The sequence below is a fragment of the Acinetobacter sp. A3 genome (assembly GCF_012371415.1).
Classification (GTDB): domain Bacteria; phylum Pseudomonadota; class Gammaproteobacteria; order Pseudomonadales; family Moraxellaceae; genus Acinetobacter.
This window is the reverse complement of record NZ_JAAZQW010000005.1, coordinates 43,347-59,666: the sequence shown is the minus strand read 5'-3', so window position 1 is coordinate 59,666 and position 16,320 is coordinate 43,347. Positions and strand designations below refer to the sequence as shown.

The following is a 16,320-nucleotide window of genomic DNA, read 5'->3' as shown; positions in this document are numbered from 1 at the left end:
TCAAAATAGGTCTATTAAAAGATGCACCATCTTAACCTAAGCATTATTTTTCATAAAGTTTTTCGATGTTTTTATTCTGTATGAGGATATTGCGAGTGATGAGTACACTCTCGACCAGACCTTCTCCCGAAGGAGAAGGAACGTTCAATACTGATCTTAAACTTGGATTGATCTTATAAAGTGAGTAAACCTTATGCCGCGTCGCGTTTTTGTACCAAAATCGCACCGACAGAGTAACCCGCACCAAATGAACACAGTACACCATATTCACCATTATCGACTTCATGTGCAGTACGGTGTAAAGCAATAATTACCCCCGCTGAAGAGGTATTGGCAAACTCATCTAAAATAATAGGTACTAGACCAGGTTGTGCCGCTTCTTTACCCACCACCAATTTTAAAATCAGTTCGTTCATGCTGGCATTGGCTTGATGCAACCAGAAACGCTTCACATCGGTTGGTGCAATCTGATTTTTTTCCAATTGCGCAGTAATCATTTTAGCCACTAACGGACAGACTTCTTTAAAGACTTTACGGCCATCCTGATGGAAGCGTTTATCATCAATATCTGCATTTTCACTTAGGTTTAAGAAACCGAAGTTATTGCGAATATTGTTAGAGAACTGGGTGAACAGGTTCATATCTAAAATTTCAAAACCTGCTTTTGTATCTGTCTCTTCTAAAATTGAAGCGGTTGCCACATCACCAAAAATAAAGTGGCAGTCACGTGAGCGGTAATCGTTATGCCCTGATGTAATTTCGACATTCACCAACAGTACGCGACGCGCGCCTGCTTTAATCGCATCATGCGCTTGCTTAATACCGAAAGTTGCAGCAGAACATGCTACGTTCATGTCATAGGCATAGCCTTGAATACCAAGCGCAGTTTGAATTTCAATCGCCACGGCAGGATAAGCACGCTGCAAGTTTGAGCAAGATAAAATGACCACATCAATATCTTCTGCAGTTACACCTGCATTTTGCATCGCTTGTTTTGCGGCAATTACACCCCATTCAGCTTGTAACGAAATTTCATCATCACCACGTTCACGCAAATTAGGACGTAAACGGTTGATGTCTAAAATACCTGTCTTTTCTGCTACATAACGGCGTTTTACACCTGAGGCTTTTTCAATAAAGTCTGCACTTGAGCCACGACGTTCTTCTAGCTCACCTGCTGCAATTTTGTCAGCATTCTGCTGATTATACTGTTCCACATAAGCATTTAAACTTTCGACCAACTCTTCGTTGGTAATAACATCTTCTGGGTGATAAAGACCAGTACCTGTAATGCGAATGCCCATGTAAAACTCCTTCTAGAAATTATCTATATCTTAACTGATTCCGAGCTTTTCCCATACTTTTTGCAGCCGAGTTGCAGAAATTGGCATTTTGGTTTTCATGGGTTGAGAGAACAACGATATGCGTAATTCTTCTACCATAAAGTACAATTCCTTCAGGCGGGCATCTTGTTTGTGTTTGAACAATTTGTCCATCCAAGGGTCAATTTGGGCGATGGCAGCATTATCTCTTTGCAAGTTGTTGGGTAAGCGGTCTAAACGTAATAACAACGCTTTTAAATAGCGCGGATATTCGCTCCACACCTCTACAGGCTTGCTATACACAAAGTCTGCCAGATGCATTAAATCCAGCTGATCTTCAATATCATCCATATTTTTAGCAAAAACTGCTTCATCAAGCATCAATAACTGACGGCGAATATCTTGCCAAGCAATATAAATTTCATTAAAGATACGAAGCGTGGTTTGACCATGACTAAGAAAAGTCTTTTTTACCTCAAGCTGTAAGTTTTGAAACTCTTCCAAATTGACTGGCAAGTCACAAATAGTGCTTTGCAAGGTCGCATAGATCAACATTTGTTCAAGTTGTGCTTTATCTCCCAAAGGTGAGTAGGCCAAAGCCAATGGTTTAGCAATTTGTTTTTTCAGTTGGCGCGATAAATCGCCCAATTGCACATGCAGTAAACGAATCACCCCTTCACGATGCTGACGAATCGCCTCGCTCTGATCATTAAAGGTTTGAATCACCACACCCGATTCATCTTTCTGGCTCAATTCTGCAAAATCTTTGCTTGGCACCAAAGCCTGATATTGCTTGACCACCACACCGGTAACTTTTTGTGAAGCCTCAAAAATGAATCGTTCAGGAAAGGTCTGAAATTCACCTTGCAACTGCTTCACAGGGCTGTGGGTTTCGGTACGACAACGTGCTTTTAATTCTGCTAAATCACGCCCCTGTTCAATCACCCGCCCTTTTTCATCCAGTACTTTGATGAACGGTAACAAATACGCATCTACACGCTCAAAACTAAAGTCTTTTTCGGTAATTTGTTCTGCACGTAACTGAAATGCCAAAAAGCTAAAAATATGCTCACGTAAATTGACAGCATCAATGCGTTGCAACAGTTTGCGTGCAGTGTCCGGAATAGGCACTAAGTGACGACGCTTTTCCTTCGGCAAGGTTTTGAGCAAAGCTTCAATTAAATTTTCACGCCAGCCTGGAACACCCCATGACCAAATATTTTCATCGACCTGTGCCAATGCTTGCACAGGAATTTTAACCGTTGCACCATCTTCATCATGACTTGGATCAAAACGGTAACTGGCTGCCAAACGCAGCTCACCATTACGCAAATAATCTGGAAATTGCTGCGTGGTCGGACGATCATTCAACCAAAGTGCATCATCTTCCACAAATAAATAACGTGGGTTTTGCGGCTCCACGGTGGCACGCCAATCTTCAAATGAGCGTCGGCTAGCGACTTCTGCAGGGACTTTGGCTGCATAGAACTGATAAATAGTTTCTTCATCGACAACTAAGTCTCGACGACGTAACTTGTCTTCAACCCGTTCCACTTCTTCAAGTTTGAGTAGGTTGTGTTTTAAGAATGGCGGTGTAATGCCCAAGTTGCCTGTGGTTAAAGCATCACGTAAGAAAATTTCATGCGCAGCTTCTTGATCGACCTTTTCATAATTTACAGCACGTTTCGGTTCAATAATCAGCCCAAACAGTGAAATTTGATCATAGGCATTTACCACGCCAGCTTTTTTAGACCAATGCGGCTCGAAATAATGATGCTTGAGCAAATCACGTGCGGCCAATAAAATCCATTCAGGTTCAATTTTTGCCAAGGTGCGCAAATACACTTGTGAAGTTTCCACCATCTCAAATGCCATCACCCACGGCGTATTGGTTTTATGCAAGGTAGATGCAGGGAAAATCCGTGCTTTTTGCTGGCGTACGGCCATGAACACGTTACGCTCATCGGTTTTATTTGCAATAAACGATAACAAACCAGTTAACAATGCTCGATGCAGATTTTCATAACTGGCTTTTTTCTCATTAAAAGACAGTTTTAAACTACGTGCTAAATCAACCAATTGTTCATGCGTTTTCTTCCATTCACGTAAGCGCAACCAACTTAAGAAATGCTGACGTGCAAAAGTACGACGTTTGTTTTCACTCATACCTTCACGGTTTTCGTGCAAAGTTTCCCAAAGCTTTAAATAAAATAAAAAGTCAGAATCTGCTTCACGGAACAAAGCATGTTTTTGATCGGCCTGCATTTGTTTATCTGCAGGACGTTCGCGCGGGTCTTGCACCGCTAGTGCCGCCACAATAACTAATACTTCATTGAGCACACCAAAATGCGCACCGCCTAAAATCATACGTGCCAGTCGTGGGTCAATTGGCATTTTCGCCATCTGCTGACCAATTTTGCTGAGCGGATTTACAGTCTTAGATGAAACATCTTTGGCTTTATGTTCTGTCAGCGCACCTAATTCCACTAATAATTTGCGACCATCATTCACTAAACGATGATCGGGCGGCTCAATAAAATCAAATTCTTCAAGCGTGCCCAAGCCCAGACTTTGCATTTGCAAAATGACCGAAGCCAAGTTGGTACGTTTAATTTCAGGCTCAGTAAACTCTGGTCGGCTTAAAAAATCCTCTTCGGAATACAAACGAATACACACACCTGGCGCAATACGACCACAACGCCCTTTACGCTGATTCGCTGCCGCTTGAGAAACTGCTTCAATGGGTAAACGCTGCACCCGTGAACGATAGTTATAACGTGAAATACGCGCAAAACCACTATCTATTACGTAGCGGATATTTGGCACAGTCAAAGCCGTTTCAGCCACATTGGTGGCAATAATAATGCGGCGTCCACCACCCGTTGGGTTAAAGATTTTTTGTTGTTCAGCTAACGCCAAACGCGCATACAAAGGCAAAATTTCTGTATGACGTGGCCCATGTTTGTGCAAGGTTTCCTGGAGTTCACGAATTTCCTGTTCAGTGCTGGCAAAAATCAGAATGTCGGCGTGTTCAGGATGACCTTTTTCCTGCGCATCGGCAAAGCACTCTTCTACTGCTTGCACCACAGCACGTGGCAAGTTTTCTTCAAAATCATCAAATTCATCATCATCACTGCCACCAATACTTAATTCAGAAATTGGACGATAACGTACTTCTACAGGAAAGCTGCGCCCTTCAACTTCAAAAATCGGTGCGCCATTAAAGTAATTGCTAAAACGCTGCACATCTAAAGTTGCAGAGGTGATGATGACTTTTAAATCAGGGCGACGTGGCAACAATTGCTTTAAATAACCCATGATGAAGTCAATATTTAAAGACCGCTCATGCGCTTCATCGATAATAATGGTGTCGTATTTGTTCAAATAACGGTCATTGGCAAGCTCTGCCAATAAAATACCATCGGTCATTAAACGAATAATAGAGTCTTGAGAACCTTGTTCATTAAAGCGGACTTTAAAACTGATCGATTCACCCAGTTTTTCGCCGACTTCTTCTGCAATACGCTGCGACACACTACGTGCAGCCAAACGTCTTGGCTGGGTGTGACCAATGAGACCAGTTAATCCACGACCTGCCAACATGGCAATTTGAGGTAACTGCGTGGTTTTACCTGAACCCGTTTCCCCTGCCACAATAATCACTTGATGCTGCTGAATTGCTTCTGCCAATTGCTTAGCGTATTGAGTTACAGGTAAATCTTGATTCAATTGAATATTGGGAATGCGCTGAGCACGCTCCAACACTTTGAAATTGGATTTTTCAAATAATTCCTGATATTGCTTTGGATTGGCATCTTTGCCTTTTCGTAGTCGATTTAAACGATGACGATCACGCGCCAAAACGAGGTGGTCTACATTTAAATGACTCTGCACAGAATACGCTTCCTAACCAAAACACAAACACGTATTTTACGCACTAATGCCCTGAAGCGAAAGAACAGCGCTACAGAACAATCATTTAAATATTTTTTGATGCCACCTTGAACTTTTAAATTACATCCCCATATTGTTGAATGTAACTCAATTGCTGATTTGGTTTTATTGGATAGCCCACAAGTGGCTGTCATTCAATCATCATCATTTTAAGGCCTAATAAAGTCTCAAAATTGTATTGATGAACTTGTTGATATTTACATTCTCATTTGTTTTTCCGATGCTAGTAATGTAAAAATACCATTTCAGCAATAAAACAAAATTAGATACTCTATTGCTAACGAAATACAAACCTTAATCATGGAGACAATGATGAGCTTAATTAATACTGAAGTTAAACCATTTAAAGCTAATGCATACCATAACGGTCAATTCGTTGAAGTAACTGAAGCTGATCTTAAAGGCAAATGGTCTGTTGTATTCTTCTATCCAGCTGACTTTACTTTCGTTTGCCCAACTGAGCTTGGTGACCTTGCAGACAACTACGCAGAATTCCAAAAATTAGGCGTTGAAATCTATGCAGTTTCTACTGACACTCACTTCACGCACAAAGCTTGGCACGACTCTTCAGAAGAAATCAAAAAAATTCAATACGTAATGGTTGGCGACCCAACTTGGACGCTTTCTAAAAACTTTGAAGTATTAATCGAAGCTGATGGTCTTGCTGATCGTGGTACTTTCGTTATCGATCCAGAAGGCAAAATCCAAATCATCGAAATCAATGCTGGCGGTATTGGTCGTGATGCTCAAGAACTTCTTCGTAAAGTTAAAGCAGCTCAATACGTTCACGCTCACCCAGGTGAAGTATGCCCAGCTAAATGGAAAGAAGGTGATGCAACTTTAGCACCATCTATCGACCTAGTAGGTAAAATCTAAGTCTTAGATTTCACTACTCACAAAAACCACGCTTAGGCGTGGTTTTTTTATTCAAGCTGTTTGTTTACAGTAATGCATAAAAACTCCACTTTTCTACCTAATTTATTCATCATTGAATCGTAAACTAGATTGACTACAAAACAGCCAGCACATGGCACATTTGATTTTTTAAGTTGTAATTTATGAGGGCGGTTCTATGAAAAAATTATTGGTACTTTCGACTTTACTGGCATTTTCTGTGCCTGCATTGGCAGATGTAAACTGCAATGGCACCATTAAAAATCGTACTATTGATGATAATGTAAAAATCCAAAAGTTATGCACCCTAGATAATGTGACTGTTAAAGGCAATGTCATGCTGCATAGCAACGCACAAGCCACAATCAAAAATAGCCGTATTGATGGCAACTTAGAATCTAAAGGACAATTTAGCCGAGTAAATGCTCAGGCCAACCGTATTGATGGCAACATTCAATTAGAAGATGGTCGAAATATTCAACTCAGCTCAAATCGTGTTGATGGCAATATTCAACTAAAAGACAATACTGGCAATATTATTGTTAAAAATAATCGTGTTTCTGGTAATTTAGAATGCGAAGATAATCGCCAAAAACCTACTGGCGGTTCTAATCGCGTTTCAGGCGATAAAGAAGATCAATGTCGTCATTTATAATGCCTAAAAATGCAAAATAGCAGACTTAAAAAAACCACATCTTATGATGTGGTTTTTTAACTTTGATCAACAACACAATATAAAATAAGATCAAATCTATTTTTACAATTCTGTAATACTTTTTATTTCATACTTCACTTATGTTCAGAATAAGCAGATTAAATCTGTGAAAAATAATATAAAAAATAAAGGAGTTGCTTATGGATAAAGCACTTGTCGTGACATCCTGGACATACAGTGCATCTTCACGTTATTTGAAAATTTTTTACGAAAATGGCTCTGGGGATTTATTCCACCCTGTACCGCAGTCTATTTATGACAACTTATTGAGGCGCAGCGACAAAGCTGCTTTTGTGAGTAAATATTTAGCATACGACCTAAGCTTTAACCGCATTTCCATTCAATAAATCATCATTACATTTTAATTATTTTAACTTTAAGAATTATCTAATTACTCAATCTATCCAATTAGTTTAATGCCGATTGGATAGACAAAGCTAAAATTTAAAGTACTTCTTGTACAAGTTTAAAACGCTCCAATTCTCGATCATCATCCAAGGTGATGGTTTCAGTAAACATTGACAGTGGTCTTACCCAAATAGAGTAATCTCCATATAAACACTGATAGACCACCAACTTTTCTTGAGTTTCACTATGGGTTGCCACATGCAGCACTTGGTACAACTGCCCTTTATAATGTTGATAAATACCTTTTTTAAGCATTGTGCTGTCCTTCTTCAACTAAACAGCAACAATGTACAATAAAAAATGAATTTCTGCTTATCAATACAATACAGCTTTATTCAACACACTCTCCCCCCAAGCAACCTGGGCATAACACATAAAGATCGACCCCATAGACACTATTTAGGCTAAAAACTATTACATTTATTGAACAATTATGCGTATCGGGCTGTATATTTTTTAGTTATATTCGCTTTATCCCATCTTAAGTGGATGTAAAAAAAGGAAACATGATAATGAATAAACTACTTCTTGCTTTAGGTCTTGCCGCTACTGTGGCGCTTGTTGGTTGTGCAAAAGAAAAAGCACCTGAAACTGGGGCAACCACTGGTGAACACTTAGAAAATGCTGCAGCTCAAGCGGCACATGATGCTGAAGATGCAACTCATGAAGCTGCTGCCGCTACAGCAACAGCTGTAGATAATGCTGCTGAAGCGACTGAAAATGCTGCCCACAATATTGCAACTGCAACTGAAAATGCTGCAGATGCAACTGTTCAAGCTGCTAAAGATGCGACTGCTGCAACTGCGGGTGCTGTTGAACAAGGTGCTGCAAACGTAAAAGAAAAAGCACAACAATAATTGATTGTGTCAATAAAAAAACTCCTGAGTCTCTGCTCAGGAGTTTTTTGATTTTAATGTCGGTGTTTTATGTGACACGTTTCATTTCAACATCTAAAGTACATCTTCTATTAGACTATGTAGAAAGCTCCCATTGCCTACTATAAAGCTGCCTTTAAATTGCAACCATAACCCATCGTCTGCTGGACTTGTCGGTAACTGGTATAGCGATTCAAAATAAAATCATAATATGCTTCAGGACTTGCAAAGTTAGCCGGCAAATTCTCTTTTTCAGCTTGCGGCAATTGCACATCTTTTAGCAACGCTAGATTGTAATGCCCCAGCCGATACAACTCTGAAAAATAGCCATTCATCATGTCACAATATGCAATTTTAGTCGGCTTCAACGCAGTACTGCTCACGAGATGCTGATTTAAACTTCGCAGGTTATTTACATCTAATGGAAATTGATGTGAAAACGCAATGCTTTCCACTTGTTTGAACTGCTTAAAATCTTGAGCTAATTTAGTATTTAAAGCATCTATACGTTGCTGCAATGCTACTGCATCCTGCACCTGATATTTTTGAGGATCAACTTGCTGTACTTTTGGTTCTTCACGACAAGCCACTAAACCCAGCACAGTAAGTAAAGCACCGTAAACTAATGGTTTCATTTATTTACTCAATCATTTCACACTTGTTAGACATTATGCCTGAAAAAAAGTGAAAAGAATGACTAAAACGAACCTGTACTTTCCCCCTCCTACATAGTTAAAGTTTAGTGCTGATATTTCTAGAATAAATGATGAATATGATTTGCCAATTTTTATAGACTTGGGCAAAGTAGATAAAAACTGGAGTAAATAATATGGCTTTATTAAAACAACTGAATATAAAACATCCTATTTTTCTTGCTCCAATGGCGGGTGTTTCAACCCCTGAACTTGCTGCAGAAGTTTCTAATCAAGGTGGATTAGGCTCGCTTGGTTTAGGCGCACATACAGTCGAAGCTGCGCGTGAACAAATCATTCAAACTCAAGCCCTCACCGACAATTCATTTCAAGTAAATTTCTTTTGCCATGAATCCACACCACTCAATGAACAGATTGCACAGGCATGGATTACACAATTTGCGCCAATTTTTGCCCAATATGATGTTACCCCACCTGCACAACTAAAATGTATTTATCCAAGCTTTAAAGACCATGATGATTATTTAAATCTGGTTTTGGAAACCCAACCACAAGCAGTAAGTTTTCATTTTGGAATTCCACATGAGCATCAAATTCAAGCATTAAAAGATGCAGGAATCATCACCATGGTTTCTGCTACAAATTTAGCCGAAGCTCAGGCGATTGAAGCAGCAGGAATTGATATTATTATTGCGCAAGGGATTGAAGCTGGTGGGCACAGAGGTGTTTTTAATCAGGCATTTGATAGTGCTGTGAAAACCAGTGATTTAGTGCAACTGATTCATCAGCATTGCACAACACCTGTGGTCGCTGCAGGTGGAATTATGAATGGTCAGCAGGCCAAACACATGCTTAACCTTGGTGCATCTGCCGTACAACTGGGTACTGCGTTTGTACAATGTAAAAGTTCAAATGCCAATGCGGCTTATCGGCAAGCTTTGTTCCAACAAAACATCACCCAAATTACAGAAAGTATTTCTGGACGTCCTGCACGTGGTTTGATTAATCACTGGCACACAAAGATTGATACACCTAATCGTATCGCTGTGCCTAGCTATCCATACACTTACGATCTCGCCAAACAATTACATGCAGCAGCAGTCAAACATGGTGAGCAAGGTTATGCGCCATTCTGGGCAGGCAGTAATGTTAGCCAAATTCGTGAATTAGAAGCTGCAGATTTAATCAATCAATTGGTGCTAGAGATGATTCACGCACATTAAACAAGAATACAACCGCTCTGCTTTAAACAAGCAAAGCGGTTAAGAGTGAAATTTTAACTATAAAATCAAAATCTTAAATGCTAATCAAGTATCCAGTAAATTAACACTTTCTACTTGTACATCACTCATGATTTCACCATGTGCCAATAACTGATTGAAGTAGTCCTCCACCACTTTAAATTGTTCGGCAGTACTTTCAACTTTATACATGTTTTGGCGAAACTCATTACTTGAACGTAAACCTTTGGTGTACCAAGCAATGTGTTTACGTGAAATTCGACAACCTGAATATTCCCCATAAAACTCATAAAGCTCGGCTAAATGCCCCAATAAGACTTTTTGAACTTCTGCAATACTCGGTGCGGCAAGCAACTCCCCTGTTGCTAAATAATGTGCAATTTCCCGAAAAATCCACGGACGTCCCTGTGCTGCACGTCCAATCATAATGGCATCAGCACCTGTGTAATCTAGTACATATTTGGCTTTTTCAGGGCTATCTATATCACCATTGGCAATGACTGGAATCTGCAACATACTTTTCACGTCTTTAATCAGTGAGTAACGTGCATGATTTAAATACATATCTTCACGGGTACGACCATGCAAAGCCAAAGCGGCAATACCGGCTTGTTCCGCACGCTTTGCCACACGTAAGATATTTTCCTGACCATTTAAAAAACCCAAACGGGTTTTAAGGGTTACAGGTACATCAACCGCAGCAACAACTGTGTCTAAAATACGTGCCACCAAATCTTCATCTTGCAACAAGGCAGACCCCGCCAATTTATTACAGACTTTTTTGGCAGGACAGCCCATATTGATATCAACAATTTGCGCCCCGTTGGCCACCTGATAGCGTGCTGCTTCCGCTAAATCATGCGGATCTGAACCTGCAATTTGTGCAGAAATTGGCGCAAGCTCCCCATCAAAATTGGCACGATACAAACTCTTTTTACTCATGCGCAAAGTTTTGTCAGATGTCATCATTTCACTGACTGCATGCCCAGCTCCAAAGTATTTGCACAGTGAGCGAAATGGCCGATCAGTAACGCCTGCCATTGGGGCAACAATCAAATTATTTGACAGTTGATAGGGACCAATATACATATATATTCTTAACTTTAATGATTGGCATAGTATACTGCATCTGCCCTTTGGGCTCATCCATTTGGAACGAGTTTTCCCTATCTATGAAAGACACTGTATTCACTTCTTTGATGAAACCCTTCAGCGTGCTCGCCTTATCCTTAAGCTTAGCAGCCTGTGGAGACAGCGCATGGTGGTCTAAGGACAATGAGCCAACCTTGGAAGCAGAACATATTCGCAAACTGATTCCTAACCGTGTCAGTGAACGCAGTGCTTGGGCTAAAGATATTTATGATATTTCTGAGCAATTAGGTATTCCACAAACCAAAGAAAATATGTGCACCATTATTGCTGTGGTTGATCAGGAATCCAACTTTGTAGCAGACCCGCAAGTTTATGGTTTAGGCGAAAAAGCTGTTAAAGAAGTACAAGATCGTTTGGATGAAAAATTTAAAGATAAACTGGGCGAAGCAATTGGCGGTACGGTCGCAGGCTATTTTCAGGATGTGCTGAAAAATCACCCTAGCCCTGAAGATAACTATTTGAGTCAAATGCGTCGGGTAAAAACTGAACGTGAATTAGATGAACTATACCGTGAAATTTTTGACTACATGGCAAAGCATTATCATGTTTCCGCACTAACAGGTGCTGCCAAACTGTTTGGTCAAAATATTGGTGAAAAACTTAATCCAATTACCACTTTAGGTTCTATGCAAGTGCATATTAGCTATGCCAAAGAGCATAAACGTCAAAGTGGTAACATCGCAGAGTTACGCAGTGATCTATATACCCAGTATGGTGGCTTATATTATGGGATTCATCGTTTAATGATGTACCCTGCTGACTATGATCAACCGCTATACCGTTTTGCTGACTATAACTCGGGCATGTATTCGAGCCGCAATGCTGCATTCCAAAGTATGCTGAATGATTTAACCGAAGCTGAACTCGATTTAGATGGTGATTTACTTCTTTACGCTAAAGATGGCGGTGTGCGTAATGCAAAGAGTGAATCAGAACGTGAATTAATTGCTGTTTTTGCTAAACATAATATTTTGGTTACACCACGACAAATTCGTGCAGACTTAAAAAAAGAAAAAGAAAAGAAATTTGAAGATACTGCGACCTATCTGGCTGTCACTAAACTCTATAAAGCACAAACGGGCAAAGAGCCATTTTATGCCATGATGCCACAAGTGGTGATTTCAGGGCCTAAACTGAGTCGAGATTACAACACCAATTGGTTCGCAACACGAGTCAATGGACGTTATAAAACATGCATACAAAAAGCCAAAAATATAAAAATCTAGCCTTATTTGATTTTGATGGCACCCTGTGCAGCAAAGACAGTTTTACGGGGTTCATTTTCTATGCCTTGTCTAAACGACACATTATCAAACAAGGTTTAAAAACCTTACCGTGGATTCAGGCCTTTTATTTAAAAGTCTATCCTGCACATGCCATGCGCCCTAAATTGTTTAATGCTATGTTTAAAGATGCAAGTACAACTGAAATATTAGCACTTGCACAACGCTATGCAGCAGATTTAATGCATGATCTAAACCCACAACTATTACTACGATTAAAGCAACATCAATTCAATGGTGATGATGTGGTGGTGGTTTCTGCGAGTGTGGATATTTATTTGCAGTATATTTGTCAGCAATTAAATGTTGGTTTGATTTGTACCGAAACAGAAATTGAAAGTCAGCAATTTACAGGGCAATATTCAACACCTGATTGTAGTCGGGAACAAAAGCAAATTCGGATTTTAGAACAGTATGATTTAAAAAATTATGCTGCTATTTATGCGTATGGCAATAGTGATGAAGATGAAGCTATGCTGAGTTTAGCAACCCATCCATATATGGTCGGTGTAGATCAAACCTTACCTGAAATTATGGCTTATAAAAAACTGGCTTGATAAAGCCTAGTAAAAGTATTATTTTTAGGGGGGATTACCACATAAAAAAAGCGGCTCATCTAAGCCGCTTTTCTATATCATTAAAGATATATTTATCACTGTTTGATGAATCACTTACTAATCTAAAATTTCATAAATGATATTCATGCTTATTTCTTGAATGGAAAAGCATATTTCACAATACGTTTTAATACACTGCCGTATTGCTTAACCAAGCTAGCATTGTTGTAGTTCAAGCCATATTTTTCACACACAGCTTGCACTTTTGGCGCCATTTGACGATAACGACGCGCAGGCACATCTGGGTACAAATGGTGTTCAATTTGATGGCTTAAATGCCCTGTCAAAATGTGGAATGCTTCTGAACCTGTAAGATTAGATGAACCACGAATTTGACGCATATACCAATGTCCACGGCTTTCATTTTGCATGACTGACTTTGGAAACACTTCTACATCTTTAGTAAAGTGACCGCAGAAAATAATACTAAATGTCCAAATATTACGAATACCATTCGCAACCAAATTACCTGTAAATACTGGCAGAGCTGATGGCCCAGCAATTAGTGGGAAAAACACATAGTCTTTGAACAATTGTTTGCCAATTTTCTTCTGCATTGGCTGCCATTCTTTTTTAGCTTGTGCTTTGCTTTTTCGGCCATTCAAAATTTTACCAATTTCTAAATTCTGAATCGCAACGCCCCACTGGAACAATAAGCAGAACGGGATACTATATAAAGGTTGTAATAAATAGCCCGATCTCCAACGCTGTTCTGGGAACAAACGCACTAAACCATAACCAATATCATCATCCATGCCTTTAATATTGGTATAGGTATGATGTTTGAAGTTATGGGTTTGACGCCAGTTGTCTGAAGTACCCACAGTATCCCATTCATAGCTTGCGCCATTGAATTTAGGATCATTCATCCAGTCATATTGACCGTGCATGACGTTATGGCCTAACTCCATGTTTTCCATGATTTTGGCAAAGCCTAATAGCCCTGTACCCAATACCCATGCTGGCGGAAACCAACCAGCAAACAATAAGGCACGACCTGCCATTGAGCTATAACGAATCGTTGAGTAAACACGGCGGATGTATTTCGCATCTTTTTCGCCAATATCATCCAAAACTTCTTGTTTAATAGCATCTAATTCACGTGCAAGCTCATCTAATTCTAATTGAGTGAGTTCACGGTTTTTAGGATTGCGAAAGTATTCTATTTTCACTGGCATATTCATAATCGAAACTCGCTTATAAATCAATAATTAAATCTGTTTGTGCTGAGTTAACACATATTTTTAACTGGTTATTTGGTTCACTATTTTGAACACTATCTACCAAGTTTTTTGTTGAGCCTTCAGCTTTATTACATACGCATTTATGGCAAATACCCATGCGGCAACCATATTTCGGTTTGATATTTTGCTGCTCTAGGCTTTCTAAAATTGATTTGCCTTTTGGAATGGTCACAATCTTTTTAGATTTAGTTAAGGTGACTTGTACCAAGCCCACATCGTCCCCTAAAACAGGGGTCATGCTAAAAGCTTCAGTTTTAACCACAGCAGCCTGAGTAAACAGTTGTTCAACCTGAGTAGTAAAACCAGATGGGCCACATGCAAATACGGTGCTCTGATCCATATTTGCCAAGTCTTGTAGATGTTCCGCATTTAAACGACTGTGTTTCAAACTCGGCTCTTGGGTATAAAATACTTGCAATGTAAAGTTAGGAAATTGCTCTGCCCAAGCTTCGAATTGTGCTTTAAAAGCTGCATCTGCAAAGGTTTTAACCCAATACAGTAAATGAATTGAAGTACCACCCAAACGGCCTGACTGCACCAAATTCTGAATGAAGCTGTACATTGGCGTAATGCCACTGCCCGCTGCCAATAAGATTAAAGGCTGCGTTTGAGCAGGCAATTGCATGTCGCCATAAGGTGCACCAAATTCTAATGTGTCGCCCAACTTAGCCTGCTCAACCAGCCATGTACTGACTTTGCCCTGATCGACCTTTTTCACGGTCAATAAAACATGTTGTGCATCTAACTGAGTCAAACTATAAGTTCGCTCATAGCGTACACCTTGAATGTTTACATAAACTGGATGATGCTGACCTGCTGCACCCATTTGAAACTTTTTATTGACTTGTAGTGTGAGACTCACCACATCTTTTGCGGTTTGCTCTTTTTTTACAATTTTGCCGAGTGACTGATTCACCGACCATAAAGGATTTACTTTTTGCAACCAGAAGTTTGCTGCATAAGGGTCTAACACAGCCGTTGCAAGACTACTAAGGGGAGATTTTCTTTTTTCAGTTAGCTGCATGATTCAGCACCACCCGATGAAATTTTAATTATTATACACATGTATATATATTTGTATATACACTTGTATTGTTTCTAATCATTTCACAAGTACTAGCGCAGCCGCTATAATGCCTCTAAGCTTATAAATTATTGAAAATATGACTCAACCTGCCATGAAAACAAACCATGATGTGACTTTCCCAGAATCTGAAACGGTTCGTGAGCCTCTTGTCGTGCGTACGGTTGGGCGAAAAGCCACCATTACCAAACAAGAGCTATTTCAGGCAGCATTAAATTTAATTGGCCCACAGAAAAGTATCGCCTCGTTAAGTTTACGTGAAGTTGCACGTGCAGCAGGCATTGCACCAAACAGTTTTTATCGTCATTTTAAAGATATAGATGAACTTGCAATTGAGTTGATTGATCGTGCAGGTGTGGTCTTACGTCAAATTTTGCATCAAGCACGCTTAAAAGCATCTAAACAAAACAGTATTATTCGCAGCTCGGTTGAAGTATTTATTGAACAATTAGATACCGATGAAGGCAATTTAAGTCTGTTATTACGTGAAGGGTATACAGGTTCAATTCCATATAAACTGGCAGTAGAGCGTCAATTGAACTACTTCCAACAAGAATTGCAGGATGATTTAATTCGTCTAGAACGCTTAAATAACAGTAAGCTGGCGCATCCTGATATTGCAGCCAAAGCGATTACTCAACTGGTGTTTAATATGGGCGCCAAAGTGATTGATATGCCCACGGCTGAACGTAAAGAAACCGCCGAACAAACCATGATTATGATTCGTATGATTTTAGAAGGCGCACGTCATTTGGATGAAGCTAAAATTCGATAAATCTAAACTTTGCTCCTCTCTATCAAAGCGGCTTTGTGAATACAAAGCTTATTTTTTATTTGGAATGAATCTGTTTTGATATACAGCATAATTTACTAAGCAG

Annotated in this window: 15 protein-coding genes; 8 read left to right on the top strand and 7 right to left on the bottom strand. The window is 39.7% G+C overall.

Annotated elements, in window-relative coordinates; genetic code table 11:
• Window positions 1–191: 191 nt before the first annotated feature.
• On the bottom strand, window positions 192–1,304 hold the full coding sequence (locus HHA42_RS03290; RefSeq protein ID WP_168461715.1) for a beta-ketoacyl-ACP synthase III: 1,113 nt from the start codon (window positions 1,302–1,304) through the stop codon (window positions 192–194).
• A 30-nt stretch (window positions 1,305–1,334) separates the two neighbouring features.
• On the bottom strand, window positions 1,335–5,216 hold the full coding sequence (hrpA, locus tag HHA42_RS03285; RefSeq protein WP_168525429.1) for an ATP-dependent RNA helicase HrpA: 3,882 nt from the start codon (window positions 5,214–5,216) through the stop codon (window positions 1,335–1,337).
• Between the two features lie 372 nt (window positions 5,217–5,588).
• Between hrpA and ahpC the strand changes: the two genes are divergently transcribed.
• The 3 genes from ahpC to HHA42_RS03270 all read left to right on the top strand — a co-directional run bounded on the left by ahpC (window position 5,589) and on the right by HHA42_RS03270 (window position 7,232).
• Window positions 5,589–6,152, top strand: coding sequence for an alkyl hydroperoxide reductase subunit C (ahpC, locus tag HHA42_RS03280; RefSeq protein WP_005178834.1), 564 nt, complete (start codon window positions 5,589–5,591; stop codon window positions 6,150–6,152).
• Window positions 6,153–6,348: 196 nt separating this feature from the next.
• Window positions 6,349–6,825, top strand: a complete 477-nt coding sequence (locus HHA42_RS03275; RefSeq protein WP_168525428.1) for a right-handed parallel beta-helix repeat-containing protein — start codon at window positions 6,349–6,351, stop codon at window positions 6,823–6,825.
• Between the two features lie 200 nt (window positions 6,826–7,025).
• Window positions 7,026–7,232, top strand: coding sequence for a KTSC domain-containing protein (locus HHA42_RS03270; RefSeq protein WP_168461712.1), 207 nt, complete (start codon window positions 7,026–7,028; stop codon window positions 7,230–7,232).
• A 97-nt stretch (window positions 7,233–7,329) separates the two neighbouring features.
• Here the strand turns inward: HHA42_RS03270 and HHA42_RS03265 are convergent, their stop codons facing one another.
• On the bottom strand, window positions 7,330–7,548 hold the full coding sequence (locus HHA42_RS03265; protein ID WP_168417950.1) for a DUF1653 domain-containing protein: 219 nt from the start codon (window positions 7,546–7,548) through the stop codon (window positions 7,330–7,332).
• Window positions 7,549–7,805: 257 nt separating this feature from the next.
• On the opposite strand from HHA42_RS03265, the gene HHA42_RS03260 reads away from it, so the two are divergent.
• On the top strand, window positions 7,806–8,150 hold the full coding sequence (locus HHA42_RS03260) for a hypothetical protein (protein ID WP_168417951.1): 345 nt from the start codon (window positions 7,806–7,808) through the stop codon (window positions 8,148–8,150).
• Window positions 8,151–8,290: 140 nt separating this feature from the next.
• On the opposite strand, the gene HHA42_RS03255 is transcribed toward HHA42_RS03260, so the two are convergent.
• Complete coding sequence (locus HHA42_RS03255) at window positions 8,291–8,803, bottom strand: hypothetical protein (RefSeq protein ID WP_104852169.1); 513 nt, start codon at window positions 8,801–8,803, stop codon at window positions 8,291–8,293.
• Window positions 8,804–8,997: 194 nt separating this feature from the next.
• Here HHA42_RS03255 and HHA42_RS03250 point away from each other — a divergent pair, with 194 nt between their 5' ends.
• Complete coding sequence (locus HHA42_RS03250; protein ID WP_168461353.1) at window positions 8,998–10,044, top strand: nitronate monooxygenase; 1,047 nt, start codon at window positions 8,998–9,000, stop codon at window positions 10,042–10,044.
• 84 nt (window positions 10,045–10,128) lie between these two features.
• Here the strand turns inward: HHA42_RS03250 and dusB are convergent, their stop codons facing one another.
• Window positions 10,129–11,151, bottom strand: coding sequence for a tRNA dihydrouridine synthase DusB (gene dusB / locus HHA42_RS03245; RefSeq protein WP_168461352.1), 1,023 nt, complete (start codon window positions 11,149–11,151; stop codon window positions 10,129–10,131).
• Window positions 11,152–11,234: 83 nt separating this feature from the next.
• Here dusB and HHA42_RS03240 point away from each other — a divergent pair, with 83 nt between their 5' ends.
• Entirely contained in the window at window positions 11,235–12,440 is a 1,206-nt protein-coding gene (locus HHA42_RS03240) for a DUF1615 family protein (RefSeq protein WP_168525427.1), read from the top strand.
• Window positions 12,407–13,054, top strand: coding sequence for an HAD-IB family hydrolase (locus tag HHA42_RS03235; RefSeq protein ID WP_168525426.1), 648 nt, complete (start codon window positions 12,407–12,409; stop codon window positions 13,052–13,054). Before HHA42_RS03240 ends, HHA42_RS03235 begins: the two co-directional genes overlap by 34 nt.
• 149 nt (window positions 13,055–13,203) lie before the next feature.
• On the opposite strand, the gene HHA42_RS03230 is transcribed toward HHA42_RS03235, so the two are convergent.
• On the bottom strand, window positions 13,204–14,298 hold the full coding sequence (locus tag HHA42_RS03230) for an acyl-CoA desaturase (RefSeq protein WP_168417957.1): 1,095 nt from the start codon (window positions 14,296–14,298) through the stop codon (window positions 13,204–13,206).
• Window positions 14,299–14,311: 13 nt separating this feature from the next.
• Entirely contained in the window at window positions 14,312–15,382 is a 1,071-nt protein-coding gene (locus HHA42_RS03225; protein WP_168417958.1) for a ferredoxin reductase, read from the bottom strand.
• Window positions 15,383–15,536: 154 nt separating this feature from the next.
• Here HHA42_RS03225 and fabR point away from each other — a divergent pair, with 154 nt between their 5' ends.
• A complete protein-coding gene (gene fabR, locus HHA42_RS03220) occupies window positions 15,537–16,217 on the top strand; it encodes an HTH-type transcriptional repressor FabR (protein WP_168461349.1) in 681 nt (226 codons plus the stop codon).
• The last annotated feature ends 103 nt before the right edge of the window (window positions 16,218–16,320 follow it).

Bases quoted from the DNA above. Each gene is read 5' to 3' on its own strand.
- dusB (WP_168461352.1), bottom strand. From the start codon at position 11,151: ATGTATATTGGTCCCTATCAACTGTCAAATAATTTGATTGTTGCCCCA.
- HHA42_RS03230 (WP_168417957.1), bottom strand. From the start codon at position 14,298: ATGAATATGCCAGTGAAAATAGAATACTTTCGCAATCCTAAAAACCGT.
- HHA42_RS03260 (WP_168417951.1), top strand. From the start codon at position 7,806: ATGAATAAACTACTTCTTGCTTTAGGTCTTGCCGCTACTGTGGCGCTT.
- ahpC (WP_005178834.1), top strand. From the start codon at position 5,589: ATGAGCTTAATTAATACTGAAGTTAAACCATTTAAAGCTAATGCATAC.
- fabR (WP_168461349.1), top strand. From the start codon at position 15,537: ATGAAAACAAACCATGATGTGACTTTCCCAGAATCTGAAACGGTTCGT.
- HHA42_RS03235 (WP_168525426.1), top strand. From the start codon at position 12,407: ATGCATACAAAAAGCCAAAAATATAAAAATCTAGCCTTATTTGATTTT.
- HHA42_RS03240 (WP_168525427.1), top strand. From the start codon at position 11,235: ATGAAAGACACTGTATTCACTTCTTTGATGAAACCCTTCAGCGTGCTC.
- HHA42_RS03290 (WP_168461715.1), bottom strand. From the start codon at position 1,304: ATGGGCATTCGCATTACAGGTACTGGTCTTTATCACCCAGAAGATGTT.
- HHA42_RS03265 (WP_168417950.1), bottom strand. From the start codon at position 7,548: ATGCTTAAAAAAGGTATTTATCAACATTATAAAGGGCAGTTGTACCAA.
- HHA42_RS03275 (WP_168525428.1), top strand. From the start codon at position 6,349: ATGAAAAAATTATTGGTACTTTCGACTTTACTGGCATTTTCTGTGCCT.
- HHA42_RS03255 (WP_104852169.1), bottom strand. From the start codon at position 8,803: ATGAAACCATTAGTTTACGGTGCTTTACTTACTGTGCTGGGTTTAGTG.
- HHA42_RS03270 (WP_168461712.1), top strand. From the start codon at position 7,026: ATGGATAAAGCACTTGTCGTGACATCCTGGACATACAGTGCATCTTCA.
- HHA42_RS03225 (WP_168417958.1), bottom strand. From the start codon at position 15,382: ATGCAGCTAACTGAAAAAAGAAAATCTCCCCTTAGTAGTCTTGCAACG.
- HHA42_RS03250 (WP_168461353.1), top strand. From the start codon at position 8,998: ATGGCTTTATTAAAACAACTGAATATAAAACATCCTATTTTTCTTGCT.